This is a genomic window from Methylomonas sp. TEB (genome assembly GCF_047777895.1).
GTDB lineage: Bacteria > Pseudomonadota > Gammaproteobacteria > Methylococcales > Methylomonadaceae > Methylomonas.
This window is the reverse complement of record NZ_CP180476.1, coordinates 2,248,708-2,264,119: the sequence shown is the minus strand read 5'-3', so window position 1 is coordinate 2,264,119 and position 15,412 is coordinate 2,248,708. Positions and strand designations below refer to the sequence as shown.

At 53.9% G+C, this 15,412-nt stretch carries 15 protein-coding genes; 8 read left to right on the top strand and 7 right to left on the bottom strand.

From position 1 onward, the window contains the following. Window positions 1-25: 25 nt before the first annotated feature. On the bottom strand, window positions 26-1,534 hold the full coding sequence (locus ACMXD4_RS10180) for an alginate export family protein (protein WP_171695614.1): 1,509 nt from the start codon (window positions 1,532-1,534) through the stop codon (window positions 26-28). A gap of 119 nt (window positions 1,535-1,653) precedes the next feature. Beyond that, entirely contained in the window at window positions 1,654-1,854 is a 201-nt protein-coding gene (locus tag ACMXD4_RS10175; RefSeq protein ID WP_171695615.1) for a YezD family protein, read from the bottom strand. Window positions 1,855-2,164: 310 nt separating this feature from the next. On the opposite strand from ACMXD4_RS10175, the gene cysT reads away from it, so the two are divergent. The 8 genes from cysT (at window position 2,165) to ACMXD4_RS10135 (ending at window position 10,865) form a co-directional block, all read left to right on the top strand. Beyond that, complete coding sequence (cysT, locus tag ACMXD4_RS10170) at window positions 2,165-2,992, top strand: sulfate ABC transporter permease subunit CysT (protein WP_205450326.1); 828 nt, start codon at window positions 2,165-2,167, stop codon at window positions 2,990-2,992. An 8-nt stretch (window positions 2,993-3,000) separates the two neighbouring features. Next, the gene (gene cysW, locus ACMXD4_RS10165; RefSeq protein ID WP_033156393.1) at window positions 3,001-3,864 is read left to right on the top strand and encodes a sulfate ABC transporter permease subunit CysW; all 864 of its coding nucleotides are present in this window, start codon (window positions 3,001-3,003) and stop codon (window positions 3,862-3,864) included. A 56-nt stretch (window positions 3,865-3,920) separates the two neighbouring features. Next, window positions 3,921-4,964 (top strand): sulfate/molybdate ABC transporter ATP-binding protein, encoded by a 1,044-nt coding sequence (locus ACMXD4_RS10160; protein WP_033156394.1) that lies wholly within the window; start codon window positions 3,921-3,923, stop codon window positions 4,962-4,964. 107 nt (window positions 4,965-5,071) lie between these two features. Further along, the gene (locus ACMXD4_RS10155; RefSeq protein WP_171695617.1) at window positions 5,072-5,974 is read left to right on the top strand and encodes a LysR substrate-binding domain-containing protein; all 903 of its coding nucleotides are present in this window, start codon (window positions 5,072-5,074) and stop codon (window positions 5,972-5,974) included. 341 nt (window positions 5,975-6,315) lie between these two features. Continuing rightward, window positions 6,316-7,293, top strand: coding sequence for a cysteine synthase A (gene cysK / locus ACMXD4_RS10150; RefSeq protein WP_171695618.1), 978 nt, complete (start codon window positions 6,316-6,318; stop codon window positions 7,291-7,293). After that, window positions 7,290-8,219 (top strand): serine O-acetyltransferase EpsC, encoded by a 930-nt coding sequence (gene epsC / locus ACMXD4_RS10145; RefSeq protein ID WP_171695619.1) that lies wholly within the window; start codon window positions 7,290-7,292, stop codon window positions 8,217-8,219. The genes cysK and epsC overlap by 4 nt, the downstream gene beginning before the upstream one ends. 98 nt (window positions 8,220-8,317) lie before the next feature. After that, on the top strand, window positions 8,318-9,235 hold the full coding sequence (locus ACMXD4_RS10140) for a family 2A encapsulin nanocompartment shell protein (protein WP_020481377.1): 918 nt from the start codon (window positions 8,318-8,320) through the stop codon (window positions 9,233-9,235). Next, window positions 9,222-10,865, top strand: a complete 1,644-nt coding sequence (locus ACMXD4_RS10135) for a family 2A encapsulin nanocompartment cargo protein cysteine desulfurase (RefSeq protein ID WP_171695620.1) — start codon at window positions 9,222-9,224, stop codon at window positions 10,863-10,865. The genes ACMXD4_RS10140 and ACMXD4_RS10135 overlap by 14 nt, the downstream gene beginning before the upstream one ends. A 184-nt stretch (window positions 10,866-11,049) precedes the next feature. On the opposite strand, the gene ACMXD4_RS10130 is transcribed toward ACMXD4_RS10135, so the two are convergent. The 5 genes from ACMXD4_RS10130 to ACMXD4_RS10110 all read right to left on the bottom strand — a co-directional run bounded on the left by ACMXD4_RS10130 (window position 11,050) and on the right by ACMXD4_RS10110 (window position 15,137). After that, window positions 11,050-12,690 (bottom strand): PepSY domain-containing protein, encoded by a 1,641-nt coding sequence (locus ACMXD4_RS10130; RefSeq protein ID WP_415880668.1) that lies wholly within the window; start codon window positions 12,688-12,690, stop codon window positions 11,050-11,052. 90 nt (window positions 12,691-12,780) lie between these two features. Then, the gene (locus ACMXD4_RS10125; RefSeq protein ID WP_415880667.1) at window positions 12,781-13,371 is read right to left on the bottom strand and encodes a peroxiredoxin; all 591 of its coding nucleotides are present in this window, start codon (window positions 13,369-13,371) and stop codon (window positions 12,781-12,783) included. A gap of 53 nt (window positions 13,372-13,424) precedes the next feature. Beyond that, complete coding sequence (locus tag ACMXD4_RS10120) at window positions 13,425-14,147, bottom strand: c-type cytochrome (protein WP_415880666.1); 723 nt, start codon at window positions 14,145-14,147, stop codon at window positions 13,425-13,427. Between the two features lie 2 nt (window positions 14,148-14,149). Next, a complete protein-coding gene (locus ACMXD4_RS10115) occupies window positions 14,150-14,743 on the bottom strand; it encodes a peroxiredoxin (RefSeq protein WP_253734443.1) in 594 nt (197 codons plus the stop codon). Between the two features lie 7 nt (window positions 14,744-14,750). Then, entirely contained in the window at window positions 14,751-15,137 is a 387-nt protein-coding gene (locus tag ACMXD4_RS10110) for a hypothetical protein (protein ID WP_192374917.1), read from the bottom strand. Between the last annotated feature and the right edge of the window lie 275 nt (window positions 15,138-15,412).

The following is a 15,412-nucleotide window of genomic DNA, read 5'->3' as shown; positions in this document are numbered from 1 at the left end:
GTCGCACCCGCGCCGGCGGGAGTGTTTATTTGTACGTAGGCTTACCATCGCCAAAGGCGTTTAAAGACACTTCGAAGTAGAAGAAATTGCTCGGCTCGCTGGTATAAGAGCCCTGCCCGCCTTGCGACACGCCTACGGCTCTGGCTTCGGTGAAGTCGCCAGGGGTAAATCGTGCATAGCTCATGCTCCAATCCACATAGGCATTCAGTTTGTGACGCAGGCGAATATCAAACTCGTGTCCCAGGAAAGTCCCGCTACGGCCCGTGGTATCGCGCAAGCCGGCCCGGTTCCAGCCTCCGGCCGCACTTTCCTCCCAGTAAGCGTTGTAGCCGGTATCGATACGCACGTCTTTGTAGGGCGAAAACTCCAGTCTGGCCTTCGGCGCGATGATATTGTCCCAGGAGAAATAATCGTTTCGCGACCAGGGTTGGTTAAAGCCGTAGAAGGCATCAAAGCGTTGGTTGATATTGTCGCCGGCGTTTTTATCGCCCGTGCCGTAGCCGTAATAGAGACTGGCGCGGGGTTTCCAATCGTGATCGAAGCTGTAACCTAATTCCAAAGAGTAGGCCAAGGCGTCGTGCTGGCGTAAGGTCTCCCGCGTCCCGGACAAGGAACCGAAGCGTCCGAATTGCTTGTTGATGTCGGCATCGAAATCAAAGCCGCCGCCGAAAAAGCCATAAGCCCTAAGACCCGGCGCATAAATATCCATACTGGCCTTGCGATTGGCTGCCACCCGGTTGGCGGGATCACCGTCGGTTTTGCGACCCAGGAAATAAGGCTGGATGGTGACAAACTCGGACCATTGTTTCAGGCTGAGTACGGCACCGTAGATCCAGGTGTCTTCATCCGGTTGGTCGAATTCGTATTTGTAGCGCTCCACCGGTTGCAAGGCAAAAGTATCCAAATCCCAGTCATTCTGTTTCTTGCCGAAGTGTACTCGATAACCTTCGAAGTTGTTGGTGGTATTACGGAACTCGTTGTTACCAATCAAACGCCTATCCAGCAACTCCAAGTGCATACGGCCGGCACGAATGCTGAGGGGCCGGTTATGGCCTAAGGCATTGGCGAAATACAACTCACCATAGCCCTGGATCATCTCAAACTCGTTCACATCGGCATCGGTTTTGGGGTACAAACCGTTATAACTGCGCGCATCCTCCATTTCGACTGCAAAGCGTAACGGATCGAGGATTTCTTTGATGCCGACGTAGGCGCGGGTCCTGAGCAGCCACAGGTTATCGGCATCGGGCCGCCACTCTGAGGTGCCCGAGCGTTGCGGCCTAAAGTCGTTTTCGCGGTATTCGTAGCGGGTCCGAAAATCCAGCCCGACATCCAGCCATTTCACATCGCGAAATTGCTCGAACTGGGTTTTACTCAAATTGCGCACGTACAAAGGCGGATCGGTTGGCGCAGGTTCGACGCGATAGCCTTTGGTCGGGACATAATAATCTTCGGCGTTGACCAGGGCCGGCCAAGCCAGCAACAAGCCAAGTGCACCTGCTGCCCGTACTGTATAAATTAAAGGTCGTTTCATGTGGGTAACTGTGGGTTTAGAGTAGTTAATGGCCGGTACACAAAAAGATTCTGCTCATCTCGCCGTCCTTGGGCTGAGTGGCAACAAGCGAACAACTATTTAGCGGCGTTAGCCTTAGTCTAGTTGGAACCCGCTAATGCAGAATCTTTTTGCTGGCCCAGCCGAAAACGTTCGCGCTTGTCGATCTGGACGATGCGGCCGTCGTGAATCACGACTTCAACCGAGCCAAACCGAATATCCTGCACAATCGTCGCGATTTGCAATGCAATCTCCTTGTTATCGCCTTGCTTCAATGCATGGCCGTTAAGTTCAATCGCCATATAGCCTCCTGAGGTATGGTGGGTTATCGTGGTTTGATGAATCCTTGTCTTGGCAGCATTAGCGCCAATGACCGTGGGACAAATGGTAAGAAAACCACAAAGCGATTGAAAACGATATAAACAGAAATATATATCTGTTAATTGGATATATAACATGGCGAATATTTACCCTCCCATCCTGGCCGCAATAGCCAAAATTCGCCCGATTGTTATCTAAATAAAAGATTATCAATTCAATTTATATCATTTCCGTTGGCATTTAAGTTTCTCTATCCTGTCAGCACCTACTGACTGTTTCCAGAGAAACACCATGACTCAAAGCAACATCATGCCGGGCTTTCGACCGGCACTGGCCTACACCTTGTTCTACCTTGGACTGGTGGTACTGATCCCCTTGAGCACCCTGGTATTTAAGAGCTTGCAACTGGGTTGGGGCGAGTATGTGGACATCATTAGCAATAATCGAGTGGTATCGTCGTTCCGGGTCAGTTTCGGTACCTCTCTGATAGCCGCCTTGGTGGCCGGCCTGTTTGGTTTTGTGATTGCCTGGGTGTTGGTGCGTTATCCCTTTCCCGGCAAACGCTTCTTGGACGCTTTAATCGATCTACCCTTTGCCTTACCGACGGCGGTGGCCGGCGTCATATTAGCGACCATTTTTCAGCCCAGCGGCCTGCTGGGTAAATGGTTGATGAGCTCATTGGGCGTGCAAGTAGCTTATAAGCCGCTGGGCATAGTGGTGGCATTGATTTTTATCGGCATTCCTTTTGTGGTGCGGACCATCGAGCCGGTATTGCAGGAATTTGATACCACGATGGAAGAAGCGGCCTCCAGTCTGGGCGCTACTCGCTTACAAGTGTTTGCCCAGGTGATCTTTCCCAACATTTTTCCGGCACTGTTAACCGGCGTATCGCTGGCGTTTGCCCGCGGGGTGGGAGAGTACGGTTCGGTGATTTTTATCGCCGGCAATCTGCCTTATGTCTCGGAAATCGTCCCGTTATTGATCATCACCAAACTGGAGCAGTACCAATATGCCGGGGCGACGGCGATTGCACTGACGATGCTGCTAGTGTCGTTTTTGTTGCTACTGATCGTTAATTTATTGCAGCTCTGGGCGCGCCGCCGCTCCGGGCAAATTTAGGAGACATCATGCACGCCAATGTTCATGTGATTAGCGACGCCACCGGCCAAGCACACTTCAAAGCGCTACACGACCCGTTTTGGGTGCGCTGGGGCCTGGTCGGCATCGCGGTAGGTTTTATTGTGTTGTTTCTCTGCGTCCCGCTGGGTTTGGTGTTGTATCAGGCCTTCTCCAAAGGTTGGCAAGCCTATTGGACAGCGCTGGCGCAACCGGATGCCATCGCCGCGATGCAACTGACCTTGCTGGTGGCATTGATAACGGTTCCGCTGAATACCGTATTCGGCGTCGCCGCCGCCTGGGCCATCACCCGTTTTGAGTTTTGGGGCAAAAGCTTATTGACCACCTTGATCGATTTGCCATTCTCGGTATCGCCGGTTATTTCGGGCCTGATTTTTGTTCTGATGTTCGGCGCTCAAGGCTGGTTCGGACATTGGTTTTCCGAGCATGACATTAAAGTGATATTCGCGGTACCCGGCATCGTGCTCGCAACCATCTTTATCACCTTTCCTTTTGTGGCGCGCGAACTGATTCCGCTGATGCAGGAAATGGGCAACGAGGAGGAAGAAGCGGCGCTATCGCTAGGTGCCAGCGGCTGGCAGACATTTTTTAAAGTGACTTTACCCAATATCAAATGGGCTTTGCTGTACGGCGTGTTGCTGTGCAACGCCCGGGCGATGGGCGAATTCGGCGCGGTGTCCGTGGTATCCGGACATATTCGCGGCGTGACCAATACCCTGCCCTTGCATGTGGAAGTCAGTTACAACGATTACGACGTGATCGGCGCTTTTTCCAGCGCCTCGATATTAGCCTGTCTGGCCATCGTTACGCTGGTTTTGAAAAGCGTTTTGGAATGGAAGCAGGCCAGAGCCTAAAGACGAAAATACGCCGACATTCTGAGGCGTTTAACATCCGGTATTGAGATAAAAACATGAGTATTCTGCTAAACAACATCAGCAAAAACTTCGGCAAATTTGCCGCCTTGTACGACGTCAACCTGGAAATTCCGGAAGGCGAGCTGGTAGCTCTGCTGGGCCCCTCCGGTTGCGGCAAGACCACCCTGCTCAGAATCATCGCCGGCCTGGAAACCCCGGATTTCGGCCGGGTACTGCTCAGCGGCGAAGACAAGACCGAGCAACATGTCAGCCGGCGCGGGATTGGTTTTGTGTTTCAACATTACGCCTTGTTCCGGCATATGACGGTGTTCGACAACATCGCCTTCGGTTTGCGGGTCAAGCCGCGCAAGGAACGGCCTACCGAAGCCTTTATCAGCAAAAAAGTGCACTCTTTGTTGGAGTTGGTACAACTGGATTGGCTGGCCGACCGCTTCCCGGATCAATTATCAGGCGGCCAAAGGCAGCGGATAGCTTTAGCTAGAGCCCTGGCCGTAGAACCCAGCGTATTGTTGCTGGACGAACCGTTCGGCGCGTTGGACGCCAGCGTGCGCAAAGATCTGCGGCAATGGCTGCGCAATCTGCATCAGGAATTGCATGTCACCAGTATTTTTGTGACCCACGATCAGGAAGAAGCCATGGAAGTCGCCAGCCAAGTCGTCGTATTGAATCAAGGCCGCATCGAGCAACAAGGCGCCCCGGCCGATATTTACGATCATCCGGCCAATGCCTTTGTTTCCAAATTCATCGGGCAAACCAACGTCTTCGATCTATCGGAAACCGAAAGCAACTGGCTGCAACGCGCAGGGATTCTGGCGGAAAAACCGCAAGGCATCTTCGCACACGTCCGCCCGCATCATATCGACATCGTCAAAGCCGAAGAAGCCTCCGGTTCGCCGGTAACTTTGAAAGACTGGCAACATCTGGGCGCGACGATACGCATCGAACTGTTCAATCCGCAACATAACGGTTCCGGTGCGACGCTGTTTGCGGAGATGCCCAACGAACGCTTCAAACAACTGAATTTAAACAAGGGCGACCGCGTGGCGGTGCATATCAAACAAGCGCATTGGTTTAATTGACAGCACCCCTCATAGTTCGGGCTATGCCAAACATAGCCCGGTACCGGCATTTGTACCCGGTTCGCGATTGTTGCCCATCGCTCAAATCACCCCATGGAAAGACCGATATGAATCTAAATCAGCTTGAATTATTGCGCGTCCTGAAGGACACCCAGTTCAACCAATCCAAAGCCGCGGAAATCATGCATGTCGTGCAGTCGGCCGCCAGCCGACAGTTACAATTATTGGAGGAGGAATTGGGCTCGCCGCTCTACGAACGCCACGGCAAAAAACTGCTGGGCCTGACACCGCTGGGCGAGCAGGTGATGGAACAGGTAGACAGGATCAATCAAGCCAAAAAGAACATCCTGTCGATAGCCGACGACTTTCGCGAAAATCGCAACGGCGCCTTGCATATCGCCACCACCCATACTCAAGCCAAGTACTTGCTACCGGAACCGGTGCAAAAATTCCGGGAGAAATATCCGGGCATCACCATTTACATGGTGCAATCGTCACCACAAGAATTAATAGAGCAGCTCCATCAGCATCGGGCCGATATTGCCATCTGCACCGAAAAGCTGGACGAGGACGAGAAGCTGGTCGTCAAATCCTGCTATGAATGGCAACACATCGCCGTGGTGCCGCGCCATCACCCCTTGGCGCAAGGCGATGTGACGCTGGGCCGGCTGGCCGCATTTCCGATTTTGACTTACTCGCAAGGCTATACCGGCCGTTCGACCATCGAAAAAGCCTTTAAGAACGCGGGTAAGGAACTGGACATCACCCTGTCCGCCGCCGATTCCGACATCATCAAAACCTATGTCAGATTGGGTTTGGGCGTGGGGATTATCGCCGGTACGTCTTACGAAGCGCGCAACGACAATGATTTGGTCGCCAGGGATTTATCGCACCTGATCCCACGCTCGATGACGAAAATCGCCTATTTGAAGCAATTATATCTACCCACTTATTTGCAATATTTCATTAACGAGCTGCTTGCCAAAGCCGCCAAGGAGCATGAATATTAAAATCCGGCACGAATTTTTGTTTTGATTTCGCTATTTATCATAAGAACCGCCGTAAAAAATTCGACTTTGCGATCCTTCACGCAAAAACAAAGACTTACAAACCGCCCAACCACCGCCGCAAGCTCCTTGCACCGAGGTAAATCATATTTTTAGATTTATATATCTCAAATAGGCATTACAGATAACCGAACCAATCGAACCTGTATTGACAGCCTTCGTTTAAACCAAGTACTTTAAAAAAAATCGCTGACCGGACCACCGGAAGCCAGTACGCCTGAATTGATAAGCAGGCTGCTGGCTTTTTTTTGGCCCGCAGAAAACCGACAGGGAGTAATACCGTCATGACGCATTGGTATCCAGATAACTCGCAATCAATAGGCAAAACCCCATTAGTCCGGCTAAACCGCATTACCGACGGCGCGCCGGTGACTTTGCTGGCTAAAATCGAAGGCCGCAATCCGGCTTATTCCGTGAAATGCCGCATCGGCGCGGCGATGATTAACGACGCCCAGCAACGCGGCTTGCTGACCGCCGGCAAAGAACTGATAGAACCCACCAGCGGCAATACCGGCATCGCCCTAGCCTTCGTAGCCGCCGCGCGCGGCATTCCACTGACCCTGACCATGCCGGAAACCATGAGTCTGGAACGGCGCAAATTATTGGTGGCTTATGGCGCCAAACTGGTCCTCACCGAAGGCGCCAAGGGCATGAAAGGCGCGATAGCCAAAGCCGAAGAAATTGCGGCCTCCGATCCGGACCGCTATGTACTGCTGCAACAGTTTAAAAACCCCGCCAACCCCAGCATCCACGAACTAACGACTGGCCCGGAAATCTGGACCGACAGCGACGGTGCCATCGACATTTTAGTCTCCGGCGTCGGTACCGGCGGCACGATTACCGGGGTTTCGCGCTATATCAAATTCAAACAACGCAAACCTATCATTTCTATTGCGGTAGAACCGGAAACTAGCCCAGTGTTAACACAGTTCCGGGCTGGCGAACCGCTACAGCCGGCGCCCCATAAGATCCAGGGCATCGGTGCCGGTTTCGTGCCGGATGTACTGGATTTATCCTTGGTTGACGAAATTGCCTTGGTCAGTAACGACGATGCCATAGCCTATGCCCGCCGCCTGGCGCGCGAGGAAGGCATCTTGGCCGGCATTTCCTGCGGTGCGGCAGTGGCCGCCGCGGTGCGGGTGGCCAAGCGTCCGGAACACGAAGGCAAAACCATTGTGGTCATCTTGCCGGATTCCGGCGAGCGCTACTTGAGCTCGGCCTTGTTCGAAGGCCTGTTCGATCCGCAAGGTGTAGCGCTATGACCTTAAGCGAACACGGCCAACGCTGGGAAATCGATGCTCTGGTTGCAGAACTGCGCGAACTGCGCCTGCAATCTCTGGAAAACCGGCATCGCCGTGAACATCCGCCCAAATTGCCTTCCCGTAAGATTTTGAGCCAAATCGTCGACAACTTGGGCGCGGCGCTGTTCCCAAACCGGCTGGGAATGCCCGACCTGACTGACGAAGGCATCGATTATTTCGTCGGCCACACGCTGGATAGTCTGCTACGGCAATTGCAACGGCAAATCGGCCTGGAATTGCAATTTGTCGCCGAACAGCAAGGCCTATCCGTGGATACTCGCAGCCAAGCGACAGACATCACCCGGCAGTTTGCGGCCCAGTTGCCTGCTGTGCGGCAATTGATCGACACAGATATTCAAGCTGCCTACGAGGGCGACCCCGCCGCGCGTTGCGCCGATGAAGTGTTGGTTTGCTATCCAGGCATCACCGCGGTGATTCATCACCGACTAGCGCATGTGCTGTACCAATTGGGTCTGCCGTTGGTGGCGCGCGTGATCAGCGAAGTTGCGCATTCCGCCACTGGGATCGACATCCATCCGGGCGCGCAAATCGGCGAAAGCTTTTTTATCGATCACGGCACCGGTGTGGTAATCGGCGAAACGGCAGTCATCGGCCGCCGAGTGCGCTTATATCAAGCGGTGACGCTGGGCGCCAAACGCTTTGACAAGGACGACAACGGCATTCTGGTCAAGGGTAACGCCCGCCACCCCATCGTTGAAGACGATGTGGTGATTTATGCCGGTGCCACGATCCTGGGACGTATCACCATTGGCCGCGGCTCGACGATAGGCGGCAACGTCTGGCTCACCCACAGCGTGCCGCCGGACAGCCTGGTCAGCCAGGGCCAGAATCGCACGGAAGTATTTGCCGGCGGCGGCGGGATTTAATCTCAACGGCCAATCGGCGCTTTTTCAAACCAACATTGATTAATCAGTCACTAAAAACACTTTAACCAACCACCACCCACTAAGAAAGGAAAATCACCATGTCAGACATTCATCAAGCCCATACCGCGTTAGGCGACGTCGCTGCGCGCACCTTATCCAACGCCACCAAAACCGTGCCCATGATGGGTACGATCACGCCTCGCTGGCTGGTGCATTTAATGCACTGGGTACCAGTCGAAGCGGGTATTTACCGGGTCAACAAAGTGAAAAGCGAAACCAGCATCGCCGTCGACTGCTCCAGCCTGGACGAAAAAGTGTTGCCGCAAACCTATGTGGATTACGAAGAATGGGGTCGCGAATATCGCTTGAACGCCGTCAACACCGTGCTAGACGTTCACACCCGCGTGGCCGATTTGTACAGCAGCCCTTACAACCAAATCCACGAACAGCTGCGCTTGACCATCGAAACCGTCAAAGAGCGTCAAGAAAGCGAGCTGATCAACAATGCCGAATACGGCTTGTTGAACAACGTCGCGCCCGCGCAAAAAGTGCAAACCCGCAAAGGCTCGCCAACTCCTGACGACCTGGACGAATTGATTGCCCGAGTCTGGAAAGAACCCGCCTTCTTCCTGGCCCACCCACGCGCCATCGCCGCCTTCGGCCGCGAAGCGACTCGCCGCGGCACACCGCCACCAACCATTTCCATGTTCGGTTCGCAATTTTTAACTTGGCGCGGCCTGCCTTTGATTCCGACCGACAAGCTAAAAATCACCAACGGCAAAACCAATATCCTGCTGTTGCGCACCGGCGAAAGCCGTCAAGGCGTAGTCGGTTTGTATCAACCCAATCTGACCGACGAACTGAGCATGGGCCTGTCCGTGCGTTTCATGGGCATCAACCACAAAGCTATCGCCTCCTATCTGGTCTCCCTGTATTGCTCGCTGGCGGTGTTGACCGAGGACGCCATCGGCGTATTGGAGAATGTCGAAATAGGCAACTACTATGACTACCAATAACGTTGACCTGGCTGGCCTGGCGCAACAAGCGCTGAGCGGCGGCACCGTGCCCGCGGGCTTGCCGGATGCCGCCGAATTGACGCGCTTGGCCAATCAGATTTTCCTGGAAGTGCCTAATGCTGGCGAAGCCATCGATACCGTACCGGTCTCGGCGGCAACTGCCGTACCGTTTAATAACGTCAGTTCCGGTTTCGACTCCCGGCCTGGCATCGACGACACGGCTATCTCAGCCTTGGTGCAACGCAGTTTTGCTTTGCCCGGCACAGCGGATTTGCAAACCGCCCTTGCCACACCGTTTGGTAAAACTCAGCCCACCACGCCTAGTACGTCATCGTTTTATTTTATAACCGAGGTATCCGCGTTGGCACGTGCGGCGCAAGTACCGGGTTTGGGTTCCGCGCATCCGCCGTTTGATGTCCATGCGGTGCGGCGAGACTTTCCAATTTTGCAAGAGCGTGTAAACGGTTATCCACTAGCTTGGCTGGATAACGCCGCTACCACGCAAAAGCCGCAGGTGGTGATTGATCGGATTTCCGAGTTTTATCAGCACGAAAACTCCAACATCCACCGGGCCGCGCATGAATTGGCTGCACGTGCTACCGATGCCTATGAAGGCGCACGACAAATCGTCGCGCGTTTTATCAATGCCTCGTCCGCCGATGAAGTAGTGTTCGTGCGTGGTGCTACCGAAGCCATCAATCTTGTAGCCAAAAGTTGGGGTAAGCAAAACATTGGCGCGGGCGACGAAATCGTCATCAGCTGGCTGGAACACCACGCCAACATCGTGCCCTGGCAGCAACTGTGCGCGGAAACCGGTGCGGTACTTAGAGTGATCCCGGTCGATGATAACGGCCAAGTGATTTTGGCCGAGTATCAAAAACTGCTGAATGCCAAAACCAAGCTAGTGTCGTTTACGCAGGTCTCGAATGCTTTAGGCACCGTCACGCCGGCGCAGGAAATGATCGAACTAGCCCACCGGGCCGGCGCTAAAGTGTTGCTGGACGGCGCGCAATCGGTGTCGCATTTAAAGGTTGATGTACAGGCTTTGGATTGCGATTGGTTGGCGTTTTCCGGCCACAAAATCTTCGGTCCGACTGGTATCGGCGTGCTGTACGGCAAAGCGGAAGTTCTGGAGGCTACCCAGCCTTGGCAAGGCGGCGGGAATATGATCGAAGACGTCACCTTCGAGAAAACCGTCTACCAACCCGCACCCGCCAAATTCGAAGCCGGCACCGGCAATATTGCCGACGCGGTGGGTTTGGGTGCGGCGCTGGAATATCTGAACAAAATCGGTATCGAAAATGTAGCCCGTTACGAGCATGAATTGCTGGTTTATGCGATGCATGCCTTGCAAGCCATACCGGGTCTGCGTTTGATCGGCACCGCGCCGGAAAAAACCAGCGTGGCGTCGTTCGTGATAGACGGTCATAGCACTCAAGATATTGGTAAAGCCTTGAATGAGGCCGGCATCGCCGTGCGCTCCGGCCATCATTGCGCACAGCCCATTTTGCGACGCTTTGGTTTGGAAAGTACCGTAAGACCCTCGTTGGCGTTTTATAACACTTACGAGGAAATCGATAGGTTAACGGCAACCCTAAAACGGTTGCAGTGCACTTCTCGGCGGTTTTAGCCTAACATTCTGAGGTCAAGGCGGCATACAGTCTTGACCTCAAATACTCGCGCTGGAAAAACATTTTCAACGTGAGGATGTGCGAAAAAGCCGCTATAAAAAATCTTGGTTCTAGGGTTCTAGGCCTTATATCTAAACGTATCGGTAACGCCAATTATCCTGGCGTTACCGAACATTTATTATCTTAACTACGGGTTTCCGTAGCCAGCTCCAGCGCCGACTGTGGTACGGCTGCCTTGCGTTTTTTCGGCTTAAAGGTTTTGACCAGCCTTTTCCATCCCACCACCAGCGAACTGGCGCCCAGTACCAAACCGAAACCCACCCAGGTCAACATCCAGGCATCCCAGATCGGCCGGTGATACAGCCAACCGAAATCCCAATGATGCAAACCCGAATATAACCAGCGAAACACCCGGCGACTGCGATCCAGCTTGGCTAGCAAGCTACCGTCTTGCGGGTCCAGATAAAACCGGGTGCCGGCTGCGTCTGCCAGCTCTACCACGACCACCGGCAACGGTTTTTCCACCAAGCTTTGATGATGCCGCGGGTAATAATAGCTGTCGTAGTCTTCCAAGAGTTCCTGGCTGGCGATGGGCGTATCTTGCGACACACGCAAGATCGCGTCGGTTACCGAGATTTTATTGAATTGCTGAACCGCCCCATCCACCGCTTGCGGTAATCGCTGACCATCGCGGCCATAAGCCAATAACACTGCTTCGCCACCCAAACGCCGCCAACTCAACTCGACAACATCCTTGCCATCCGCGTTGCTAAGCGGGCCGGGTTGCCAATTGCGCATTGCATCGGGTAACACCTTGCCCAAATATCTGTTCAGTTCTTGCCGTGTGAGATTGGCTTCGGAAAATAATTTGCCGGGATTGGTGTCGATAAATCCGCTCAGCGCCCAAGACAGCGCCACGGTCCCGCCGATCAAACCGCTCCAGAAATGCCATTTAAACCAAAACTCCCGGTACGGTTGCGTACGGCCTTGCGAATAGGTGGGCTTGCCGTTAAATCCCGGCCGCCAGCGCAACCAGCCGATAATCAAACCGGTGATGCACGCGATAGTCGCGCCCAAGCCGGACCACAATTGCACGTCGTGGCGATATTGCCCCAAACCAATGGCCTCCAGAGGTTTGAATAAATGCAGCCAATTGCCGGCATAGTAAAACGCCCTATCGACGCAGGTCGAGGCATGCAGGACTTCGCCGGTACGCGCCGAAATCAACAACTCGTCACCGTCGTCGCTAGCTACCCGATGAAACGGCCGCAAAGCCTCCTGATTACGCAGAATAATCGGGGCTTCCACCGTTTCCACTACTTGCAAATTATGGTTAATACCCTCGCGTTTGAACCAGTCGTCAGCGATGCGTAGCGCCTGCTCCACCGAAGTTTCGCGCAAGCTGCCGTCCAGTGCGGACAGCGCAAAGCGCGCGCCTTTGGTATCTTCCACCAGCCAAAACGGCTCGTCGTTACGTCTTACCAAGCGGGCATCGGCTATACCGACAGACGCTTCGGCCCAATTGCCCGATTCGGTTTTAGCTTGCGCGCCATGTTCACCCATGTTTGCCGGCTTGGATTGATGTTGCGCGGCAAAAAGCTTACGTTGCTCGGCACTGCGGTCCCAGGCTTCGCCCAAGCTCAACCAGCCTACTTCGGGCGCCAGGCTTTCCGCGTGCGCCAATTGCTGGCTGCGGCTTTGCGTGGTCGGCGTCGAATAGATAATCGCAATGCCGGTAAAAAACCAGAAAAACATGAACAAAGCCAACACCACCCCCAGCCAGCGGTGGGTTTCATATAACAACCAATTCAAAGACTTTTTCATTGCCGCCCTCCTAAACGCCCTTTGTTGATGACACTATCCGTTGAAAATTACTTTGCACTTCTCCGCCCCTATACACACTTCCTTAAACTCTTATTGACCAGCCTGCGCGGACTTGCCTAAACCTTGCACAATCTCCAGGGCCTTTTCGACATTTTCGGCGGGTTGCAAGTCGCCGACGCTAGCGACGATTTTGCCGTCCGCCGCTACCACAAACGTGGTCCGGGCTATGGCACCGTGATTGACCTGTACACCGCGACTATCCAAGCGCCCGGTTTTTGATTCGTCCACGCTCAAGCCATAAGCATTGGCAATCTTGCCGTCCGTATCCGAGGCCACCGGAAATTTGCTGGCGCAATAATCAGGATCGGCCGAGAACTCGTTCAACCGCTCGATACTATCCAAGGACACGCCCACGATCGTCGCACTGGCGGCGGCGAATTTGTCGTGATTGATCGCAAAGGTTCTCGCTTGAATATTGCAGCCGCGCCCATAAGCGGTCGGATAGAAATACACCACCACCGGACCTTTGCCGCGCGCTTCCTTCAAGGAATAGGCAAACGGTTTGCCGGCAAACGAGGCTTGGGTCTCGAAATCCGGCGCGACATCGCCTTCTTGCAAGCCGGCCAGCGCCGAAAATGCCACTAACAGCGATAATGCGCTTCCCAGAAAAAATCGTTTCATCTCAACTCCGTAAAAAAGATAGGGAATACGTTTCAGTCGAACTCCTAAGCTCGCTACAAGCCCGACAGGTATTCCACTAAGGCATTCAGCTCATCGTCGTTCAGGGACTTGGCAATTTTGTTCATCACCGCTTCCGGACTGTTCTTGCGCTCGCCCAGTTTCCAATTGGTCAATTGACTGCGCAGATAAACCCGGCGTTGTCCGCCAATCACCGGATAAATGACGTTATCCGCAATCTTGCCTTTGCCGTTCTCACCGTGACAACTGGCACAAGCAGGCAAATCCCGCGCCGCATCGCCGTTTACAAACAAATTTTTAGCGAGCGGATTGTCGGCGATCCGCTCGCCTCGCATGACTTTTTGGCTGGCAAAATATGCGGCGATGTCGGCCATGTCTTCTTGTGTCAGATCGGCGGCCATCACATTCATGATTTCGTGATTGCGAGCGCCGGATTTAAAATCGCTGAGCTGTTTAACCAGATAGCCGGCGTATTGACCGGCGTGGCTGGGAATTCTGACATCGCCGCTGTTGCCGTCCTCGCCATGACACTCCTGGCAACGTTCGTCAGCCGACTTTTGTTTACCCACGACCGGGTTGCCGTTGCCGATGCGTTGCAAAGAAAGTTCATCGCCCTGCTCCGCTAATACGGTTTTCGCCGAGGCCAATAAGGCAAAGGTACTAACGGCCAGCCACGGGCTGCGGCGGCGCCAATGATGCCTTCCTCCACGGGGTTTGGTGTCGGGCGCCACAGCGCATAGCCAACGGCAAAACCCCATGCCTAGTTCGCCTTCGGTCGATCAGCGGCGAGCTTTTCCACGACTTCCAGTGCTTTGGCGACATTTTCTTCCGGCTTCAAGCCGCCCAAGGTCGCAGCGATTTTGCCGTTCGGCGTGATCACGAAGGTGGTGCGCTCCGCAAAGCCGTGGTTGATTTCCACGCCCCTACTATCGGTTTTACCCGGCGCGGCGGCTTTCACGGCAATATCGTAATTGCCGGAGATTTTGCCGTCGGCATCGGATGCCACCGGAAACTTGCTGGCGCAGTAATTAGGATCGGCGGAAAAGTCGTTCAGGCGCTCGATGCTGTCCAGCGATACCCCGACGATACTGGCACCGGCGGCGGCAAATTTTTCGTGATTGACCGCAAAGCTATGCGCCTGCAAATTGCAGCCGCCGGTATAAGCGGACGGATAGAAATACACGACAACCGGACCGTTTTTCAAAGCATCCTCAAGCGTGTAATTAAAAGCCTTGCCGGCCAGGGAAGCTTGCGCTTGAAAATCCGGGGCTGGATGGCCTTCCGGCAGCGCGGCCATCACCGGCAAAGCAAAGACGGCAGGCAGCAGGCTTTTCAAAAATAAGTTTTTCATCATTTTTCAATTAGAGGGGTTTGTATTTGTCGTGGCAGGCGCCGCGGCATTGTTTGGAAAAGTCGTTGGCGGCCACAGCAGCCGTATCGAAATCACCGGCAGCCAGCGCATTCTGAATATTCGCCGCCTTGTCCTGATATTCCTTGGCGTTATGCGTGGCGTCGTCAGCGTTGCCACGCTTGGCAAAAAATCCTTCGACCAGTTTGAATTCGTCCTGTAATTGCTTGGCTTGCGTTACCGCGGTGTTGGCGTCCTTGGCGGCAATATTGTTTTGCACTTCCTGAATTTTGGTTTCCACATCGTTCATTAACTCTTCGAAATCAAATTCGCTTTCGGCAATCACCGCGCTGCTACTAAGAACCAAGCCAATTCCGAAAAGATAAATCGTCTTTCGCATATCGTTAACCCTGTCGCGGCATTACCCGCCGCATTAAATAATGTTCTCGGAACATCTCTAAAATTCCCTCTTCGCCAAGCAGGACTCAAACGACCCACTGTCACCCAAGGCCCCCACAAAGGCCCGGCTGCGCGTATTACCGGGAGATATCCGGTCTGCCGTCCATTGGCCCCAGCCTCCTTGCCGGGATAAACGCTCACCTGACAGCGTCGTCCTAATGCCCTGTTTGATAAAGAGGGAATTTCAGAGATGTCCACATTGGTTCAAATTCGCCT

Coding starts and splice junctions, on each gene's coding strand:
- ACMXD4_RS10140 (WP_020481377.1), top strand. CDS start 8,318: ATGTCAGACATTCATCAAGCCCATACCGCGTTAGGCGACGTCGCTGCG.
- ACMXD4_RS10110 (WP_192374917.1), bottom strand. CDS start 15,137: ATGCGAAAGACGATTTATCTTTTCGGAATTGGCTTGGTTCTTAGTAGC.
- ACMXD4_RS10120 (WP_415880666.1), bottom strand. CDS start 14,147: ATGGGGTTTTGCCGTTGGCTATGCGCTGTGGCGCCCGACACCAAACCC.
- ACMXD4_RS10160 (WP_033156394.1), top strand. CDS start 3,921: ATGAGTATTCTGCTAAACAACATCAGCAAAAACTTCGGCAAATTTGCC.
- ACMXD4_RS10125 (WP_415880667.1), bottom strand. CDS start 13,371: ATGAAACGATTTTTTCTGGGAAGCGCATTATCGCTGTTAGTGGCATTT.
- cysT (WP_205450326.1), top strand. CDS start 2,165: ATGACTCAAAGCAACATCATGCCGGGCTTTCGACCGGCACTGGCCTAC.
- ACMXD4_RS10130 (WP_415880668.1), bottom strand. CDS start 12,690: ATGAAAAAGTCTTTGAATTGGTTGTTATATGAAACCCACCGCTGGCTG.
- ACMXD4_RS10180 (WP_171695614.1), bottom strand. CDS start 1,534: ATGAAACGACCTTTAATTTATACAGTACGGGCAGCAGGTGCACTTGGC.
- epsC (WP_171695619.1), top strand. CDS start 7,290: ATGACCTTAAGCGAACACGGCCAACGCTGGGAAATCGATGCTCTGGTT.
- ACMXD4_RS10155 (WP_171695617.1), top strand. CDS start 5,072: ATGAATCTAAATCAGCTTGAATTATTGCGCGTCCTGAAGGACACCCAG.
- ACMXD4_RS10115 (WP_253734443.1), bottom strand. CDS start 14,743: ATGATGAAAAACTTATTTTTGAAAAGCCTGCTGCCTGCCGTCTTTGCT.
- cysK (WP_171695618.1), top strand. CDS start 6,316: ATGACGCATTGGTATCCAGATAACTCGCAATCAATAGGCAAAACCCCA.
- ACMXD4_RS10175 (WP_171695615.1), bottom strand. CDS start 1,854: ATGGCGATTGAACTTAACGGCCATGCATTGAAGCAAGGCGATAACAAG.
- ACMXD4_RS10135 (WP_171695620.1), top strand. CDS start 9,222: ATGACTACCAATAACGTTGACCTGGCTGGCCTGGCGCAACAAGCGCTG.
- cysW (WP_033156393.1), top strand. CDS start 3,001: ATGCACGCCAATGTTCATGTGATTAGCGACGCCACCGGCCAAGCACAC.